The organism is Pseudonocardia nigra (genome assembly GCF_019396355.1).
Classification (GTDB): domain Bacteria; phylum Actinomycetota; class Actinomycetes; order Mycobacteriales; family Pseudonocardiaceae; genus Pseudonocardia; species Pseudonocardia nigra.
This window is the reverse complement of the sequence record NZ_JAHKRK010000172.1, coordinates 1-17,696: the sequence shown is the minus strand read 5'-3', so window position 1 is coordinate 17,696 and position 17,696 is coordinate 1. Positions and strand designations below refer to the sequence as shown.

General features: G+C 76.3%; 15 protein-coding genes and 2 pseudogenes. 7 read left to right on the top strand and 10 right to left on the bottom strand.

All coding sequences use genetic code 11. From position 1 onward, the window contains the following. The 7 genes and pseudogenes from KME75_RS30420 to KME75_RS30390 form a co-directional block, all read right to left on the bottom strand. Window positions 1-831: serine/threonine-protein kinase (locus tag KME75_RS30420; protein WP_219418351.1), on the bottom strand; the 831-nt coding region annotated here is incomplete at its 3' end. Between the two features lie 8 nt (window positions 832-839). Continuing rightward, on the bottom strand, window positions 840-1,295 hold the full coding sequence (locus tag KME75_RS30415; protein ID WP_308283243.1) for a pyridoxamine 5'-phosphate oxidase family protein: 456 nt from the start codon (window positions 1,293-1,295) through the stop codon (window positions 840-842). A gap of 10 nt (window positions 1,296-1,305) precedes the next feature. Further along, window positions 1,306-1,968 (bottom strand): annotated as a pseudogene (locus KME75_RS30410) (phosphonatase-like hydrolase); the annotation flags it as partial. Window positions 1,969-1,985: 17 nt separating this feature from the next. Further along, window positions 1,986-2,273, bottom strand: coding sequence for a PhnE/PtxC family ABC transporter permease (locus KME75_RS43895; protein WP_246633147.1), 288 nt, complete (start codon window positions 2,271-2,273; stop codon window positions 1,986-1,988). Window positions 2,274-2,810: 537 nt separating this feature from the next. Continuing rightward, window positions 2,811-3,557: a phosphonate ABC transporter ATP-binding protein gene (locus KME75_RS30400; RefSeq protein ID WP_219418355.1), complete on the bottom strand. Its 747-nt coding sequence runs from the start codon at window positions 3,555-3,557 to the stop codon at window positions 2,811-2,813. Between the two features lie 175 nt (window positions 3,558-3,732). Beyond that, window positions 3,733-4,458, bottom strand: a pseudogene (locus KME75_RS30395) (phosphate/phosphite/phosphonate ABC transporter substrate-binding protein); the annotation flags it as partial. A gap of 17 nt (window positions 4,459-4,475) precedes the next feature. Beyond that, a complete protein-coding gene (locus KME75_RS30390; protein ID WP_308283242.1) occupies window positions 4,476-5,615 on the bottom strand; it encodes a TIGR03364 family FAD-dependent oxidoreductase in 1,140 nt (379 codons plus the stop codon). Window positions 5,616-5,761: 146 nt separating this feature from the next. On the opposite strand from KME75_RS30390, the gene KME75_RS30385 reads away from it, so the two are divergent. Continuing rightward, window positions 5,762-6,508, top strand: a complete 747-nt coding sequence (locus KME75_RS30385; protein ID WP_219418348.1) for a GntR family transcriptional regulator — start codon at window positions 5,762-5,764, stop codon at window positions 6,506-6,508. A 103-nt stretch (window positions 6,509-6,611) separates the two neighbouring features. Here the strand turns inward: KME75_RS30385 and KME75_RS30380 are convergent, their stop codons facing one another. Beyond that, complete coding sequence (locus KME75_RS30380) at window positions 6,612-7,661, bottom strand: NAD-dependent epimerase/dehydratase family protein (protein WP_308283241.1); 1,050 nt, start codon at window positions 7,659-7,661, stop codon at window positions 6,612-6,614. A 65-nt stretch (window positions 7,662-7,726) separates the two neighbouring features. On the opposite strand from KME75_RS30380, the gene KME75_RS30375 reads away from it, so the two are divergent. Beyond that, complete coding sequence (locus tag KME75_RS30375) at window positions 7,727-8,875, top strand: geranylgeranyl reductase family protein (protein ID WP_219418346.1); 1,149 nt, start codon at window positions 7,727-7,729, stop codon at window positions 8,873-8,875. 155 nt (window positions 8,876-9,030) lie between these two features. On the opposite strand, the gene KME75_RS30370 is transcribed toward KME75_RS30375, so the two are convergent. After that, the gene (locus KME75_RS30370) at window positions 9,031-9,867 is read right to left on the bottom strand and encodes a UbiA family prenyltransferase (RefSeq protein ID WP_219418345.1); all 837 of its coding nucleotides are present in this window, start codon (window positions 9,865-9,867) and stop codon (window positions 9,031-9,033) included. Window positions 9,868-9,893: 26 nt separating this feature from the next. On the opposite strand from KME75_RS30370, the gene KME75_RS30365 reads away from it, so the two are divergent. Together KME75_RS30365 and KME75_RS30360 are read left to right on the top strand one after the other, a co-directional pair. Next, complete coding sequence (locus tag KME75_RS30365; protein WP_308283240.1) at window positions 9,894-10,607, top strand: methyltransferase domain-containing protein; 714 nt, start codon at window positions 9,894-9,896, stop codon at window positions 10,605-10,607. 28 nt (window positions 10,608-10,635) lie between these two features. Further along, a complete protein-coding gene (locus KME75_RS30360) occupies window positions 10,636-11,688 on the top strand; it encodes a type III polyketide synthase (RefSeq protein ID WP_219418344.1) in 1,053 nt (350 codons plus the stop codon). Window positions 11,689-11,757: 69 nt separating this feature from the next. Here KME75_RS30360 and KME75_RS30355 read toward each other — a convergent pair whose 3' ends face one another. Continuing rightward, the gene (locus tag KME75_RS30355; protein ID WP_308283239.1) at window positions 11,758-13,248 is read right to left on the bottom strand and encodes a bifunctional 3-(3-hydroxy-phenyl)propionate/3-hydroxycinnamic acid hydroxylase; all 1,491 of its coding nucleotides are present in this window, start codon (window positions 13,246-13,248) and stop codon (window positions 11,758-11,760) included. Window positions 13,249-13,451: 203 nt separating this feature from the next. On the opposite strand from KME75_RS30355, the gene KME75_RS30350 reads away from it, so the two are divergent. The 3 genes from KME75_RS30350 to KME75_RS30340 form a co-directional block, all read left to right on the top strand. Beyond that, window positions 13,452-15,791 (top strand): phosphotransferase, encoded by a 2,340-nt coding sequence (locus KME75_RS30350; RefSeq protein ID WP_219418343.1) that lies wholly within the window; start codon window positions 13,452-13,454, stop codon window positions 15,789-15,791. Between the two features lie 29 nt (window positions 15,792-15,820). Continuing rightward, window positions 15,821-16,768, top strand: a complete 948-nt coding sequence (locus KME75_RS30345; protein WP_219418342.1) for an SGNH/GDSL hydrolase family protein — start codon at window positions 15,821-15,823, stop codon at window positions 16,766-16,768. Window positions 16,769-16,833: 65 nt separating this feature from the next. Next, a partial coding sequence (locus tag KME75_RS30340; protein WP_219418341.1) for an NAD(P)/FAD-dependent oxidoreductase occupies window positions 16,834-17,696 on the top strand: 863 nt, incomplete at its 3' end.

Here is a 17,696-nt window from a genome sequence, read left to right as displayed (position 1 = left end):
GCCCGCGAGCAGGCCGGCGCGGCGCCGGCGCGGCCGGTCCAGCGCGGCGCGCAGCGCGCGGGCGTCGGGCCGGTCCGCGGGATCGCGCGCCAGGCAGCGGGCCACCAGCCCGCGCACGGGCTCCGGCGTGGCGCCCAGGTCCGGCTCGCCGTGCACGATCCGGAACAGCACGCCGGGCGCGGTCGCCGCGGCGAACGGCGGCTCCCCGGTGGCGGCGAACGTGAGCACCGAGCCCAGCGCGAACACGTCGGTGGCCGGGCCGAGCCCGCCGGCGCCGAGCGCCTGCTCCGGCGACATGTAGCTCGGGGTGCCGACGAGGTGCCCGGTCACCGTCAGCCGGGTGGCGTCGGCGGCGCGGGCGATCCCGAAGTCGATGATCCGCGGCCCGTCGGCGGCGAGCAGCACGTTGGACGGCTTGAGGTCGCGGTGCACCAGCCCGGCGGCGTGCACAGCGGCCAGCGCGTCGAGCAGCCCGCGGGCGAGCGCGGTCAGCTCGGCGGGCGGCAGCGGCCCGTCCGCCCGCACCCGCTCGGCCAGCGAGGGACCCGGCACGTAGCGCGTGGCGACCCACGGCCGGTCGATGTCGGTATCGGCGGCGATCACCTCGGCGGTGACGGCCGCGGGGACCCGCCGCGCCGCGTCCACCTCGCGCCGGAACCGAGCCCGGAAGCCGGGATCGCCCGCCAGCTCCGAGCGGATCACCTTCACCGCGAGCTGCCCGCCGCGGCCGTCGTCGGCGAGGTACACCCGGCCCATCCCGCCCGTGCCGAGCACACCGACCACCGCGTAGGGGCCGATCGTGACGGGGTCGTCGGTGGTGAGCGGCTCCATGGGCCCGCTCAGCCCGCGAGCTTGCGGAAATCCCAGCTGGTGATCTTCTCGGGCACCAGGCGGAGCCAGGCGTGCCGCCCGTCGCGGGCGATCGTGCCGCCCGTGTAGCGGTCGGCGAACGCCTGCTCCGGGCCGTCCAGCTCGGGCACGGGCTCGCCGGTGCGCGGCACCTCGCCCACCACCTCGACGCGGCCGCGCAGCTCCACGCCGCGCAGCTCGCCGTAGTCCTCCCCGGCGTCGACGGCGGCGGCGATGCGCGGGTCGCGCTGCAGGTCGGTCCACCGCTGGCTGCGCGACAGCGACGTCAGCCACAGCGACCCGGAGTGCCAGACGTACCAGAGCGGGGTGGCGTGCGGCCCGTTCGTGCCGACGGTCGCGACCCGGCAGGTGCGCTGCTCGGCGAGGAAGGCGTCCACCTCGTCGGGGGTCATGGCGATGGCACGGGCGCGGCGCTGCTGCTTCACCCGTCGGACGTTAGCGGGTGCCGGCCAGCAGCAGGCCCGGCAGCTCGTGCACGCCGGCGAGCAGGTGCGTGGGGCGCTCCGGGGCGAGCTCGTCGGCGGTCTGCGCGCCGCTCAGCACCCCGACGACCATCCCGGCGCCCGCGGCGTGGCCCGCCCGGACGTCGAGCGCGGTGTCGCCGGCCGCGAGAACGCGAGCGGGGTCGGCGACGCCGGTCAGCCGCATCGCCCGCTCGATCATCAGCGGCGCGGGGCGGCCCGCGGCCACCTCGTCGGCACACACCACGGCGTCCAGGTGCTCCCCGACCCGCCAACCGACGGCCACGAGCAGTGGGTCGGTGACCTGCCGGTCGAAGCCGGTGGTCAGCGCGACACGGATGCCGGCCGTGCGCAGCGCAGCAATCGCGTCGGGCACGCCGGGCAGCGGCGCCGGCGGGGTGGCGGCGTAGGCGGCGGTCAGCCGGGCGACGAACTCGCCGTGGCGGGCGTCGACCGTCGCGGCGTCGGGGGTCGCGCCGCCCGCGGCGAGCAGCGCGGCGATCGCCTCCCGCTTGTCCGCGCCCATCCAGGTCCGGATGTCGGCGTCGGTGGGGTCGGCCCCGGCGTCCCGGACGACGTCGGCGAGCACGCGGTAGACCGCGCCGCCCTCGTCGACGGTGGTGCCCGCGATGTCGAGGGCGACGAGCGCGACGTTCATGATCCACTCCCGAGGCGGCGGCGCACGGCCGCGGACAGCTGGTCGACGGCGACGATCAGGACGAGCACCACGAGGATGTGGGTGAGCATCTGGTCGAACCGGAACAGCTTGATCGACTGGTTGATGAGGAACCCGATCCCGCCCGCGCCGACGAGGCCGAGCACCAGCGAGGACCGGACGTTGACATCGAAGCGGTACAGCAGCAGGCCCACGAGCTGTGGGGTGACGGTCGGCAGCAGGGCGTGCGCGGCGACCTGGATGCGGCCGGCCCCGGCGCTGCGCAGCGCCTGCGCCGGACCGGGGTCGGCGTCCTCGATCGCCTCGGCCCACAGCTTGCCCCACGCCCGTGTGACAGATCAGCGCGAGCACGCCGGGGAACGGGCCCAGGCCCACGGCGGTGACGAACACCAGCGCGAACACGACGTCCGGCACCGCGCGAAGGAACGACAGCACCGACCGGGCCGCCTGGTAGACGGCCGGGTTCGGGGCGGTGCCGCGCGCTGCGAGCAGCGCGAGCAGCAGGCCGGTGGGGATCGACAGCGTCGTGCCGAGCAACCCGATCCACAGCGTCACGGCGGCGGCGGACAGGCTCGGCCCGAGCACCTCGGGGGACAGGTCCGGCGGAACGGCCTCGGCGAGGAAGTTCGCCATCCCCTGCCAGCCCTCGAGCAGGGCGCCGAAGGAGACCTCGGCGGCGTCCCAGGCGACGACGTGCGCGGCGACCAGCACGGCGGTGACGACCGCGCAGGTGACGAGCGTGCGCGGCCGGCGGGGCCGCGGCGGGACCGGGAGCCGGGGAACGCCCCGGGGCAGGGTGGCCGTCATGACGCGGCCTCCGTGAGGACGCGGGCGTCCGCCGGGTAGAGCGCGTCGACGCCCCCGATCGTGGCGGGCGCGCCGTCGAGCACGACCCGGCCGTCGCGCAGCCCGACGATGCGGTCGGCGTGCCGGTGGGCGAGGTCGGGCTGGTGCAGCACCGCGAGCACGGCCAGCGACTCGGCGTGCGCCAGCTCGGCGAGCAGCGCGAGCACCTGCTCGGCCGCGGCCGGGTCGAGCGCCGACACCGGCTCGTCGGCCAGCACCACCGTGGCCCGCTGGCACAGGGCGCGGGCGACCGCCACCCGCTGCTGCTGGCCGCCCGACAGGCTCCCGGCCCGGTCGTGTGCGCGGTCGGCGAGGCCCACCCGGTCGAGGCAGGCCATCGCCTCCTCCCGGACCTCGCGGGGGAACAGCGCAGGCACCAGCGACGACCGCAGCGGCAGCCGCCCGAGCGCACCCGCGCAGACGTTGTCGAGCGCGCTGCGGCGCCGCACGAGGTGTATCTGCTGGAAGACCATGGCGACCTCGGTGCGCGCGCTGCGGCCGTCCCGGCCACCGACCCGGATCTCGCCGCCGCTCACCGGCACGAGCCCGGCCGCGGCCCGCAGCAGCGTCGACTTGCCCGAGCCGTTGGCCCCGAGCACGGCGAGCAGCTCCCCGGTCGCGACCGTGACGTCGACCCCGTGCAGCACTTCCCGGTCGCCGAACCGGACCCGGATCCCGCGCAGACCCAGGCCTTCCGCGTTCACACGTCCCCTCGGTGAGGCCGAGGACGGCGGCGAGGTCGAACAGCGGCTGGTAGGTCGCGCGGTCGACGGCCACGAGCGGGCCGGGCGGGACGACGTCGAGCAGTTCGCCGACCCGGCCCACCTGCTCCGGCGTGAGGCCGAGCAGCGCGTCGCGGACGGCGGTCTTGAACGCCGGGTCCATGTCGCCGCGCACCGTGATCGGGTCGTTCGGGACCGGGGCGGAGGTCCAGATCTGCCGGAAGCCCGCCGGGTCGAACGTGCCGGCCTCGGTGGCACTGCGCAGCTGCTGACTGTTGATCTCCGCGGCGTCCACCGTGCCGTTGACCAGCGCGAGCAGCGCCTCCGGATGCCCGCCCGCGTAGTCGATGCGCACGGCGTCCGGGGCGAGGCCCGCCTGCGCGAGCGCCTGGCGGGGCAGCGCGTCGCCGGAGGTCGAACCGGCGCTCGAGAGGGCGAGCGAGCGTCCGGCGAGGTCCGCGACGGTCTGCACGGGGGAGTCGGCGGGCACCCAGATCCCGGCGGTGTAGGTGCTGAGGGCGCCGGTGCTGTCGGCGAACGACGCCATCGGCTCGGCCCCGGCGCGCTCGCTGGCGAACACGTACCCCAGCGGCCCGAACTGGGCGATGTCCAGCCTGCCGTTCTGCATGGCGAGGACCTCGGCCGAGTAGTCCTCGACGATCTGCAGGTCGACGGGGCAGGCCAGGCGCTCCTCGAGCGCGTCGGCCAGCACCTGGTAGGCCGGGGTCAGCCGGGCGGGGTCCTCGTAGGGCTCGATGCCGAACCGGATCTGCCCGTCCGGGCAGGTCGGCGAGGCGGTCGCGCCGGTGTCGGCACCGCAGCCGGCCAGGAGGAGGGCGAGTGCGGCGCCGGCCGCGGCGAGCGGCGCGGTCGATCGGAACATGGGGAGGGCTCCTGAACTCAGAGGGAGTCGAGCACGTCGGGGGCGAGCCCGAACGCGGTGGTCATGCCGATGCCGGAGGTGACGGAGACGGCCACCGCGCCCGGCGCGAGCTTCGCCCGCAGGAACGGCGTGGTCGTGTCCGAGCTGGCGTAGACGCCCCGCCAGCGGTGCACCACCCGCGGGGCGCACCCGAGCAGGGCCCGGGTCTCGGCGAGCAGCAGGTCGTCGAGCCGCTCGGAGGCCGGCGGGTCGAAGGGGCCGACGGTGGGGGCGTAGGCGTGGGTGTCGCCGACGACGAGGTCGCCGTTCGGCAACTGGGTGAGCATGTGGTTGACGACGGCGTCGAGCAGCTCCGGGCGTTCGGCGGCCCAGCGCTGCCGCAGCGCGGCGGCGCCCGCGGTCCCGGCCAGCGCCGGGTAGCGCAGCATCGACGAGCCGGTGATCACCGCGGCCGGCACCCGCAGCCCGGCCGGGGGCCGGACCTGGAGCATCTGCAGCACGCACCGGCGTACGCCCGCGTCCTCGGCGACGGCCGGCAGCAGCCGGTCGAGGTCGTGCCCGGCGCAGACGACGACCCGGTGCGCGGCGACGTCGCCGCGCGCGGTATGCACTACGCCCTCGGCCACACCCGTGACCGCGGTCGACCAGTGCACCGTCGCCCCGGGCTGCTGCTCGACCCAGCGGGCGATCGCCGGGGCCGCGGCCCGGGGGTCGACGCGGATGTCGCGGGGGAGGACGGCGCCGCCGAGGAGTCCGTCGGCGGCCACCGGCACGCGGTCGCGCACCTGCGCCGCCGTCAACGGCACCACCTCGTCGCGGCCGCGCCGCTCCGCGAGCTCGGCGAGGCAGTCCAGCTCCTCGCCGCTGCGGGCGACAGCGACCGTGCCCGTCTCACCCGCCCAGAACCCGGCCGCACGGGCCATCCGCAGCCACGTCGTCCGCGCCCGGTTCGCGGCGTCGAGCGCCTCTCCGGTCTGGGCGGTGATGCACCCGTGCCCGAAGTTGCGCACCGAGGCGCCGACGGGGCGATCGTCGCGCTCGACCACGGTGACCGACAGGCCCCGCGCGAGGGCCTCGACGGCGTGGGCGAGGCCGACGATGCCGGCGCCGACGACGGCGAGGTCCACGGGGGGCGCGCTGCTGTGCAGGGGGCTCACGGCGGGGACGCTCGCAGGCACCGCCACCGTCGGTCAAGACTTGTATTGACAAGTCACCAAGCGTTCATGCGTCGCTGACCTCGGGATTCATTGTGCATTCGCTGAACCGTCACCTGGGACGTTGCTCAACTTGTATCGTCAGGTCGGTGAGCACGCTCCTGCACGCGACCGTCGCCGCCGAGCTGCGCAGGCGGATCAGCTCCGGGGCGCTGCCCGTGGGCGGCCCGGTCCCGTCGGAGGCGCAGCTGTGCCGGGAGTTCGGCGCGTCCCGGGGCCCGGTGCGGCAGGCGCTCGCCGCGCTGCGCGACGACGGTCTGATCGGCGGCGGGCAGGGGCGCCGGGCTGTCGTGCTCGACGCGGTGCCGTCCCAGCCGTTCGAGACGTTCCTGTCCTTCTCGAAGTGGGCCGAACGCATCGGTCGCACGCCGGGGCAGCGCACGCAGGAGATCGCCGTACGCCGCCCCGAGCCGGCCGTCGCGGCGGCGCTGCACCTGACCCCCGACGCCTCCGCCGTGCAGCTCGTGCGGCTGCGGCTGCTCGACGGGGTACCCGCGATGGTGGAGCGCACCACGTTCGTCGAGCCGATCGGCCGGGCGCTGCTCGACGCCGACCTCGACGCCGGCTCGATCTTCGCCTTCCTCATCGAGCGCGGCGCCGACCTGCACGCCGCCCGGCACACGCTCGACGCCGTCGCGGCCGACGCCGCCGATGCCGCGCTGCTGGAGGTGGCCGAGGGCGCGCCGCTGCTGCGGGAGCGCCGGCTCACCACGAGCTCCACGGGTGAGCCGCTGGAGTGGTCCGACGATCGCTACCGCTCCGACATCGCCACCGTGACGATCTCCAACACCCGCCGGTCCCGGGCGACGATGGCCCGCACCGACGCCGGGAGCTGACTCTCGCCGACGCCGGCACACATCGTCCGGCCTTCGCATACACCGCCGGACGTGTGTTCCGAGGCGACGCCGTGTGTGCGGGCGGGGCACGGCGTTGCCGGGGTCACGGCAGGGGGCGCGTGCCGATCGGGCCGCGGCGGACCAGTGCCGTCAGCTCCCCGGCCACCGACCGCGGCCGCAGCGCGGGGCTCGGTGCCGCGGCGGCGTCGGCCATGCCGGTGATCACCTGGGCGAGCGCGGCGTCGGCGCGGACCGTGGGCGTCCAGCCGAGCTCGCGGCGGGCGCGGCCGCTGTCGAGCAGGGGCACGGCGAAGGCGAGGTCGAGCCAGCCCGGGTCCAGGGGTTGCAGGCGCAGCCGCCACGCCAGGTCGGCGGCGGCGCGCAGTACCGGCCGCGGCAGGTGCACCGCGGGGGCGCGCAGCACCGCGGCGATCACGTCCCGGGTGACCGGCGGTTCCGCGGCGAGGTTGAACGGGCCGATCGCCCCCTGTTCGAGCACCCGCACGATCGCGTCGGCCACGTCACCGGTGTGCACGAGCGGCACCGCCAGCGTGCGGTCCAATGGCAGCAGCGGCACGTGCCGCAGGACGGCGGCCGGGACGTACGCGGGCACACCGTAGCGGAGCAGCGCGCTGCCGCTGTCGCGCTGCACGATGAGCCCCGGGCGCAGCCGCGCCACGGCGGTGCCGTCCGGGTGGGCCCGCTCGTGCTCGTCGAGGAGGCGTTCGGCGGCCACCTTGTGCCTGCTGTAGGGCAGCGACTCGATCCCGTCCGTCGGCCACGACTCGTCCACCGGGAGGTCGTCGCGGGCGGGCGAGTAGACCCCGAGCGAGGACATGTGCACCAGGTGCGGCACGCCGGCGGCCTGTGCCGCGCGCACCACTGCGCGCGTCCCCTCGACCCCGGATCGGCGCAGGTACCCCTCGTCGCGGGCCGGCTGGAACCCCCACGCCAGGTGCACCACCGCGTCGGCGCCCTCCAGCACGGGCCCGAGCACGTGCTCGGTGCCGGCCGCGGCGAGGTCGAGGGCGACCCAGCGGGCGCCGTCGTAGGGCGGCTCGGCGCCGGGCGGACGGCGGCACACCCCGACCACGTCGTGGTCCCCGAGCCGGCGCAGCAGCGCGGTCCCGACATTGCCACTGGCTCCGGTCACCACGATCCGCACGTCCGGCAGGTGCCCGCGGTGCGCCGCCGCAAACCCCTGTAGAACTAGCGGTCGTGCACGATCTCGTCGACGTCGCGGTGGTGGGTGCCGGTCCGGCCGGGACGGCCGCCGCACTGCGGGTGCTCCAGCTACAGCCGGACGCCGAGGTCCTGCTGCTGGACGCCGCCGGCTTCCCACGCGACAAGACGTGTGGCGACGGTATCGCGGCGCACGTGCTGGACGTGCTGGCCGCCCTCGGCGTGCCCGACCTCGACACCCTCGGCCCGCCGGTGCCGCGGCTGCGGCTGCGCAGCCCCGGCGGGCGGGTGGTCGACCGGGACTGCGCGCGCCCCAACCGGGTCGTCCCACGGGAGGTGTTCGACGCCCACCTGGTGCGCGCCGCCGTCGCCCGCGGGGCCCGGCTGCTGCGCCACCGCGTCCGGCGGCTCGACGTGCGCCCCGACCGCGTCGTCCTCGACGGGGAGATCGCCGCGCGCGTCGTCGTCGGTGCCGACGGGGCGAACTCCACGGTGCGCCGGCTGCTCGGCGCCCCGCGCGGACCGGAGTCGGCCACCGCCGTCGCGATTCGCGGCTACGCCCCGACCGTGCTCGACCCGGATGCGCTGCTGATCGAGTTCGCGCGCGGGCGCTACCCGGCCTACGCGTGGTCGTTCCCGACGCCGGGCGGGGGCGCCAACGTCGGGTACGGCGTGTTCGACCGGCGCGGCGGCGGGTCCCGCCACGAGCTCCTCGACGCCCTGCGCGCGCTCCTGCCCGGGCACGAGCCGGAGCCGTCGACGGTGCGGGGCCACCACCTCCCGCTGTCCATCGGACCGCGCCACCACCCCGACGGCCGCGTGCTGCTCGCGGGGGACGCCGCGGCGATGGTGAACCCGCTGACCGGCGAGGGGATCTTCGACGCGGTGGCGTCCGGCGTGCTGGCGGGCCGGGCCGCGCTGCTGGGCGCCGGCGCCGGGGCGGCCCACCGGGCGGCGATGACCCGCAGCTTCGCCCACCACCAGCGGCACACCGGCCTGCTCGCCCGGCTGACGGCGCACCCGCCGTTCCTCGACGCCGCCGTCACCGCAGCGGCCCGGCACCAGCCCGTGTTCGACGCCGCCATCGACCTCGGGCTCGGCCGCGGCACGGCGCCGGCGAGCGCGCTGGCCCGGGTGGGGGTGCACTACCTGGCCCTGCTGAGCCGGCGGGCGCTCGGGCGGTAACGCCGGCGAGGTCCGTGCACCCCGTGTCGGTCGGTGCGCCCCGTCGACGGGGGGCGTGGGCGGAGACGGGGTGCATGGGCCGAATCGGGGTGCGTGGGCCGGGGGCGGGCGGTGCGCGGGTGCATGGGCCGAATCGGGGTGCGTGGGCGCCGTCGTCAGGGCACCAGTGCCGGGCCCGCGGCGACGAGCAGCGCCACCGCCAGCACGGCGACGGCGAGCACCGCGCGGAACGGGGCCCGGGAGCCCGGCCGTCGCCCGGCCCGGAACCCGGCCACGAGCAGCCCGGCCGCGAGCACGGGCACGGCCCACCCGAGGGCGGCGGGCACCGGAGCGGCGAGCGCGAGCACGGTCGTGGCCGCGAGCAGCAGCACCGCGGCCGCGACCCGGCTGCCGCGGGCGCCGAGCCGGTGCGGCAGCCCGCGGACGCCGGTCGCGGCGTCGTCGTCGAGGTCGGGCAGCACGTTGGCGAAGTGCGCGCCCGCGCCGAGCAGCGCCCCGGCGAGCGGCAGCCACCAGGGCGGCGCCGGGCTGCCCGGCAGCCCGAGCACCACGAACACCGGCAGCAGCCCGAAGCAGACGACGTAGGGCAGCACCGACAGCCGGGACGACTTCAGCCCCAGGTCGTAGGCCCAGCCCGCGGCCACGGCGACCAGGTGCACCGCGCCCGCGGCGAGCCCCGACGCGAGCGAGAGCGGCACGCACGCCACCGCGGCGAGCACCGTCGCCGCCCGCACGCTCGCGGCCGACACCGCGCCCGTCGCCACCGGCTTGTCGGCACGTCCCACGGCGGCGTCCCGCTCGGCGTCGAGGGCGTCGTTGAGCCAGCCGATCGACAGCTGCCCGGTGAGCACCGCGGCGAACACGAGGAGCACTCCGCACGCGGTGCGGCCGGTGGTGACCGCCAGCGCCGTCACCATCGCGGTCACGGCCACGGTCGGCTCCGGGTGGCAGGCCCGCAGCAGTGCCAGAGCGGGCGCCAGAACAGGCCGCATGGCGTGCAGTCTGGCAGCCTCGGGGCGTGCCCGACGCCCGCAGCGGCCGCCCGCGCAACGATCCGGGGCAGTACGACGACCTCGCCGCGCACTGGTGGAACCCCCGCGGGGTGTTCGCGATGCTGCACTGGCTGGCCGCCGCCCGCGGCGCGCTGGTGCCGCCGGCGCCACGTGACGGGGCCGTCCTGGTCGATCTCGGGTGCGGGGCCGGGCTGCTCGCCCCGCACGTGGCCGGCAAGGGCTACCGGCACGTCGGCGTCGACCTCACCGCGTCCGCGCTCGCGCTGGCCGCCGAGCACGGGGTCACGGCCGTGCGGGCCGACGTCGCCGCCGTGCCGCTCGCCGACGGCTGCGCCGACGTCGTCACCGCCGGGGAGATCCTCGAGCACGTCCCCGACCTCGCCGCCGTGGTCGGGGAGGCCTGCCGGCTGCTGCGCCCCGGCGGGCTGCTGGTCGTCGACACGCTCGCGGCCACCGCGCTGGGTAGGTTCGTCGCGGTGACGCTGGCCGAGCGGATACCCGGCGGGGCGCCGCCGGGTATCCACGACCCCGCGCTGTTCGTCGACCGGGCGGCGCTGGTGCGGGAGTGTGCTCGCCACGGCGTCGCGCTGCGGCTGCGCGGCATCCGCCCGTCCGCGGTGGGCGTGGCGCGATGGCTCGCCCGGCGCGCCGACACCGTCGCGATGGTGCCGGTGCCGACCACGGCCGTGCTGTTCCAGGGGGTGGGGCGGCGTGGTTAGTCCCTCGAGGGCGTGGAACGTCACCGGTGTGGGTGTATCGGCGTACGTGGCGGGGTTCGGCGCGGCCTTCCCGGGCGGTGGCCTCGACCAGGACCGCATGTGGCAGGGCTACTTCGCGAACCACTTCGCCGGGGACCGGCTGGCCGAGCGGATCTTCCGGTCCGCAGGCGTGCGGCGCCGGCACGCGGCGGTGAACCCGCTGGTCGAGGACGCCGCCCGGTGGTCGACCGGGGACCGGATGCGGCGCTACATCGCCGAGGCGCTCCCGCTCGGCAAGGAGGCCGTCGGGGCGGCGCTGGCCGACGCCGGGCTGCGCGCCGACGAGGTCGGCATGTTCGCGGTCGTCTCGTGCACCGGCTACACCACGCCGGGCCTCGACATCCGCGTCGCCGCCGACCTCGGGATGGCCGCCGACGTGCAGCGCCTGCTCGTCGGGCACATGGGCTGCTACGCCGCGATCCCCGGGCTCGGCGCCGTGGCCGACCACGTGGCCGCGCGCGGACGCCCGGCCGTCGCGCTGTGCCTGGAGCTCACGTCGCTGCACGTGCAGCCGCCCACCGCCGACCGTGACCAGGTCGTCGCGCACGCGCTGTTCGGCGACGCGGCGGCCGCCGTCGTGGTCCTGCCGGGGAAGCCCCGCGCCGGGCTGGAGGTCGTCGACGTCGCGGCGCTCACCGACGCGGCCACCGCCGACCGCATGACCTGGGACGTCACCGACCTCGGGTTCCGGATGGGGCTGTCGCCGGAGGTACCCGGGGTGCTCGCCCGCCACGTCGCCGGCATGGTCTCCGGGCTGCTCGACCGCCACGGGCTCACCGTCGCCGACGTCGACGCCTGGGCCGTGCATCCCGGCGGCCCTCGGATCCTCGACACCGTCGCCGACCGGCTCGACCTGCCCGACGGCGCCCTCGACGCCTCGCACGACGTGCTGGCCGAGCGCGGCAACTGCTCGTCGGCGACCGTGCTGCTCGTGCTCGACGCCCTGCGCGCCCGCGGCCGCCCCCGCCCGGGCCGGGCCGCGGTGGCGATGGCCTTCGGCCCCGGCCTGACCCTGTACGCGGCGTTGCTGCGGGGCACGTGATGGCAGCAAAGCCACTTTCATGCCATGTGGTTGCGTGAAAGTGGCTTTGCTGCAACGAGGGCAGGCCGGTCAGCGCGGGGCCGTGGAGCGGACGATGCGGTCCGGGCGCACCAGGGCCGCTGCGGCGCGGCCGCGGCGCAGCCAGTCCCGCAGGGCGCCCGTGTGGTCGTCGACCTCCTCGCCGACGCGGACGACCCGGGCGCCGAGGCGGTCCGCCGCGGCACCCAGTGCTGGCGGCACGGGTCCGGCGGTGAGCAGCGCGTACCCGTCGCCCAGCACGTCGTCGAGGCGCACCGCCCGCCCGTCGACCCGGACCGGCGGCTGCGGGCACGGGGTGCCGGTGAGGTCGTGGCGGTGCCTGCGGCGGTCGACGAGCGGCCCCGGCGGGTACCGGGTCGCGATGCCGCGCAGGGCGGCGGCGCGCACGCCCGGCACCCGCAGCAGCAGCCCGGCGGCGGGACGGCGCAGCGCGGCGGCGACGTCCTGCCCGCCGGTCATCGCGCGTCCGACGCGCACCGCGCCGCGGATCACCGCCTCGGCGTGCGGCGCGCGTTCGGCCGGGTAGCTGTCCAACAGGGCGTCCTCGTCGGGGGCGCCCGCGCGGACGGCGGCGAGCTTCCACGCGAGGTTGTGTGCGTCGCGCAGCCCGGCGCCCAGGCCCTGGCCGATGAACGGGGGTGTCAGATGGGCGGCGTCGCCGAGCAGCAGCACGCGCCCGGTCCGCCAGCGGTCGGCGATCCGGGCCCGGAACGTGTACTCCGCGGCGCGCAGCACCTCCAGCTCCCCGGGCGCCACCCCCCACGGCGCGACCAGGCCGGCGAGCCGCTCGGGGCGGGCGAGCCCGGCGGCCGTCTCGCCGGGGCTCATCCGGAACTCCCACCGGTAGCGGTCGCCCGGGAGGGGTACGAAGGTCGCGGCGCGCCGCGGGTCGCAGACCTGGTCGACCCCACCCCACGTCGGCAGCGGGCGGCGGCTCACGACGTCGAGCACGAACCACCGCTCCGTGAACCGGAGGTCGCGCAGCCGGGCGCCGATCGCGTCGCGGACCGCGCTGCCGGCCCCGTCGCACCCGAGCACCGCGGCGGCGGGCATCCGCTCGGTGGCGCCGGTGGCGCGGTCGACGAGGGTGGCGACCGGTCCCGCGCCGAGGGCGGTGAGCTCCACGCCGTCGCGCACGGTCACCAGCGGGTCGCGGGCGAGGCGGGCACGCAGCAGCCGCTCCAGGCCGGGCTGGTCGAACAGGTTCGCCTCGGGGTGCCCGTGCGCGCCGACGCGGCGGTCGCGGCGGAACTCCGCGAACGGGCGCAGCCGCGCGTCGAGCAGCCGCAGTCCCGACGCGGGTCGGCTCAGCGCGGCGAAGTCCTCGGCGACGCCGGCCTGCTGCAGGACGCGCACCGCCTCGTCGTCGAGGTGGACCGCGCGGGGCAGCGGGTGGACGCCGGTGTGCCGGTCCACGACCGTGCACGGCACGCCGAGCCGGGCCAGCAGGGCCGCGGCGGTGAGCCCGGTAGGCCCCGCGCCGACAACGAGCACCGGCATGATCACCGCAACCCCCCTCACCGCCTGCCTCACTCTGACAGCGTGCAGCGGGGGTCGCACGTTCGTCCGGTCGGCCCTCCCGTGCGTGCAGCTGTCACCCCGTTCGGGGCTGCTCGCCGTGCTGCGGCCGCATGGCGCAACCGGCAGTGGTTGCTGATTCTCATCCGAGTGTTCACACGGAGTTCGCCGACAAGTGGGTGAACGTGCGTTGCTAAGGTCCGCGCATGACGACGGCCGAGCGGGAGCGCGTTGCCCCGTCCCCGGGCCCGGTCGCCAAGGGCGGTGGCGGGCAGCTCAGCGCGCTGCTCGGCCGCCTCGCGCCGGCCCATCGCGACGGGCTCGCGCTCGTGCTGAGCTCCGCCCTGACCTCGGCGGTGGGGCTGCTGTACTGGGTGGTGGCCGCCCGGCTGTTCGCGCCGGAGGAGCTCGGCGTCAACTCGGTCGCCCTGAACACGATGATGCTGCTGGGCAGCATCGCCCAGCTCAACCTCACCTACGCGCTGCTGCGGTTCGTCCCCGTCGCGGGGCGGGCCGCCCGCAGGCTCGTGCTCGGCGGCTACCTCGTCGGCGCGTTCGCGGCGGCGCTCGTCGGTGGCGTGTTCGCGCTCGGCGCGCGGCTGTGGGCGCCCGAGCTGATCGAGGCGTTCGGGCACGGGCCGCTGCTGGCGTTCTTCCTGCTGGCCACCCCGCTGCAGTCGGTGTTCGTCATGCAGGACTTCGTGCTCACCGGCATCCGCAAGGCCACCGTCGTGCCCGCGGAGAACTTCACGTTCTCGCTGCTGAAGATCGGCCTGCTGGCGGTGGCCGCCGTCGCCGTGGTCCCCGGCGGCATCGCGATCTCCTGGGTCGCGTCCATCGCCGTGATCGTCGTCGCGATCAACGCCTGGCTCCTGCTGCGGGCGCTGCCCGCCCACGGCCGGGCCACCGCCGACCGGGCGCTACCGATCACGCTCGGGGCGGTGGCCCGCTTCGTCCGGGCCGACTACGCGGGCGCGGTGTTCTGGCAGACCGCGATGTTCGGGCTGCCGGTGTTCGTGCTGGCCCGGCTGGGCCCCGAGGAGGCCGCGGCCTACACGATCGTCTGGACGATGGTGCAGGCGCTCTACAACGTCTCGTCGGGGATGGGCCAGTCGATGGTCGCCCACAGCGCCACCGACGTCGGCGGTATCGAGGAGGCGCGGCGCGCGATGGCGAAGCGCGCGCTCACCCTCGTGGTGCCGGTGGTCGCGGTGCTGGTCGTCGCGGCGCCGCTGGTGCTGTCGGTCTTCGGCGAGCACTACGCCGAGACCGGCACCGTCGCCCTCGTGCTCGCCGCCCTGTCGGCCATCCCGAACGTGATCACCGCGTCCACGGTCAGCGCGGCGCGGGTGCGACAGCGAATGGGCGTGCTGTTCGGGGTGCCCGCCACCGTCGCGCTCATCGTGCTCGTCGTGTCGTGGCTGCTCATGCCGATCTTCGGGATCGCCGCCGTCGGCTTCGCCTGGCTCCTCGGCCAGGTCGTCGTCGCGGGCGGCATCCTGATCGCCACGGCCCCGTGGCTGCCGCCGCTGCTCGGCACCCGGATCGACGCCGTCCGCAGCGCCGCCCTGCTGCGGCGGGTGCTACCGCTGGCGGAGGCCCATGCGGGCGCCGGCGACGCGCAGTGGGTGCTGGGGGAGCGCATGGCCGGGCGCTCGGACTCGGTCGTCGTCGGGTTCGGGCCGCTGGGCGGGGTCGGTGCGCTGCTCAAGGCGAGCGACAGCACCAAGGGCCGGGCGCAGCTGCGCCGCCAGACCGAGGTGCTGCGGATGATGCACGCCGACGAGCGGATCGGCCCGTGGCGGGCGCTGGTGCCCTCCATCGTCGGCCAGGGCGACATCGGCGGCAGCTACTGCGTGCTGGAGTCCCGGCTGGACGGGGAGGGCGGCGGCCGCGCGCTCGTCGACCCGGCCCGGCGCCGGGCGTTCCGCTCGAGCGCGATCACCACGATCAGCGAGCTGCACCGCTGCACGTCGGCCCCGGTCCGCGTGGGCGACGCGCAGCTCGACGTGTGGGTGCGCCGGCCGATGGCGGAGGTGGTCGCGGCGCTCCCGCGCGGGCAGCGGGCCGCGGCCAGGGCGCTGGAGGAGGAGATCGTCGCCCGGATCCGCGGGCGTCGGCTGGCCAGCGGCTGGACCCACGGTGACTACACCCCGGACAACGTGCTCACCGACCAGGAGGGGCGGGTCGTCGCCGTCGTCGACTGGTGCCACGCCGACGAGGCAGGCCTGCCCGTCCTCGACCTGGTCTGCTTCCTGCTGACCTCGGAGAACCTCACCCACGGCACCGAGCTCGGCGCCCTCGTGCTCGACCGGCTCGCCGACTCCCGCCCCACCGATCACGAGCTGCTCGCGCGGTCGCAGCGGATGCTCGGCGGCGAGCTGCTCGGCGTCGCCGAGCTGACGCTGCTGGGCTGGCTCCAGCACGTGGGGCACAACCTGGAGAAGTCGCCGCACTTCGCGGCGAACCCCGTCTGGACACGCCGCAACCTGGTGACGGTGGTCCGCGAGGCCCCCGCGCTACTGAAGACCCCTACTGGGCAGTAACCACCGGCCGGTGTGGTCGTTGACACACCGTGACCCGCATCCGCCCCGTCCGGTGGGCCGCCCCGCTGCTCGCGCTCGGACTCCTCGTCGCGGCCGCCGTCCCCGCCGCAGCCCAGTCACCGTCGGCCCAGTCACCGTCGGCCCAGCCGCCGTCCTTCCTGCAGCCGCCCGCGCAGAACTACGTCGCGCTCGGTGACTCGTACGCGGCGGGCCCGCTGATCCCGCTGCAGACCGGCACGCCCGCGGGGTGTCTGCGGTCGAACCGCAACTACCCGGCCCTCGTCGCGGAGACGATCGGTGTGCGCGAGTTCCGCGACGTCAGCTGCAGCGGCGCCACCACGGAGCACCTCGCCGGGCCGCAGCAGGTGACGCTCGGGACGAACCCGCCGCAGCTCGACGCGCTCACCGACGAGGTCGACCTGGTGACGCTGACGATGGGCGGCAATGACATCGGTTTCGGGTCGATCGTGAGCGAGTGCGCGGCGCGGTCGCCGCTGCAGCCCTACGGCGCGGCCTGCCGTGACTTCTACACGGCGGGTGGCATCGACCAGCTCGCCGAGCGCATCGAGGACACCGCGGGGAAGGTGGCCGAGGCGCTGTCGGAGATCGAGAGCCGGTCGCCCGACGCGCGCGTGCTGGTGGTCGGCTACCCGGCGATCCTGCCCGACACCGGTCCCGGCTGCTACCCGCTGATCCCATTCAGCCCGGGCGACGTCGACTACCTGCGGGAGACCGAGAAGCGGCTGAACGCGATGCTGGAGCGCGAGGCCGGGGAGGCGGGCGTGGACTACGTCGACACCTACACCCCGACCATCGGTCACGACATCTGCACGCTGCCCGGTACGAAGTGGATCGAGGGGCTGGTGCCGACCTCGCCCGCCGCGCCGGTGCACCCGAACGCGCTCGGCATGGCCGCGATCGCGGCAGCGGTCGTCGGCTCGCAGGCCGACGAGACGGTGCTGGCGCCCGGCGCCTGATCCTGTTTTGCAGTTTCGGCAACGGAAGTTGTCATCGCCGGCCGTCGAGGCGGACAGTCGGTGCCATGAACACCTTCGACGTCATCGTGATCGGGGGCGGCGCCGCGGGCCTCAGCGGCGCGCTGACCCTCGCCAGGGCCCGGCGCTCGGTCCTCGTGCTGGACGCCGGCGACCCGCGCAACGCGCCCGCCTCCGGGGTGCACGGATTCCTGACCCGGGACGGGATGCCGCCGGCGGAGCTCGTGGCGACCGGCGCGGCGGAGGTCGCCCGCTACGGCGGCACCGTCGTGGCGGCGCGGGCCACCTCCGCCCGGCGCGCCGGCACGGGCTTCGCGGTGGGCACGGCCGACGGGCGGGAGTTCACCGCTCGCAGGCTGCTGGTCACCACCGGACTGGTCGACGAGCTCCCGGACGTGCCCGGTCTGCGCGAACGCTGGGGCCGCGATGTGCTGCATTGCCCGTACTGCCACGGGTGGGAGGTCCGCGACGAGCCCATCGGGGTGCTGGGCGGTGGGCCGCTCACCATGCACCAGACCCTCCTCCTCCGGCAGTGGAGCCCGCACATCACCCTGTTCCGGCACACGGGGCCCGAGCCGACGGAGGAGGAGTGGGAGCAGCTCGCCGCCCGCGACATCGCAGTCGTCGACGGTGAGGTCACCGGGCTGGAGATCGTCGACGACCGCCTGAGCGGCGTCCGGTTGGTCTCCGGGCGCGTCCACCCGGTACGGGCGTTGGCGGTCGGGCCACGCTTCCTCGCCCGCAGCGAGGTGCTCGCCGGCCTCGGGCTGGCGGCCGTCGAGCACCCGGCCGGCGTCGGCACCCACATCGTGGGGGACGCCCGCGGGCTCACCGCCGTTCCCGGCGTCTGGGTGGCGGGCAATGTCGCCGATCCCGCCGCCCAGGTCATCGGGGCCGCGGGCGGCGGCCG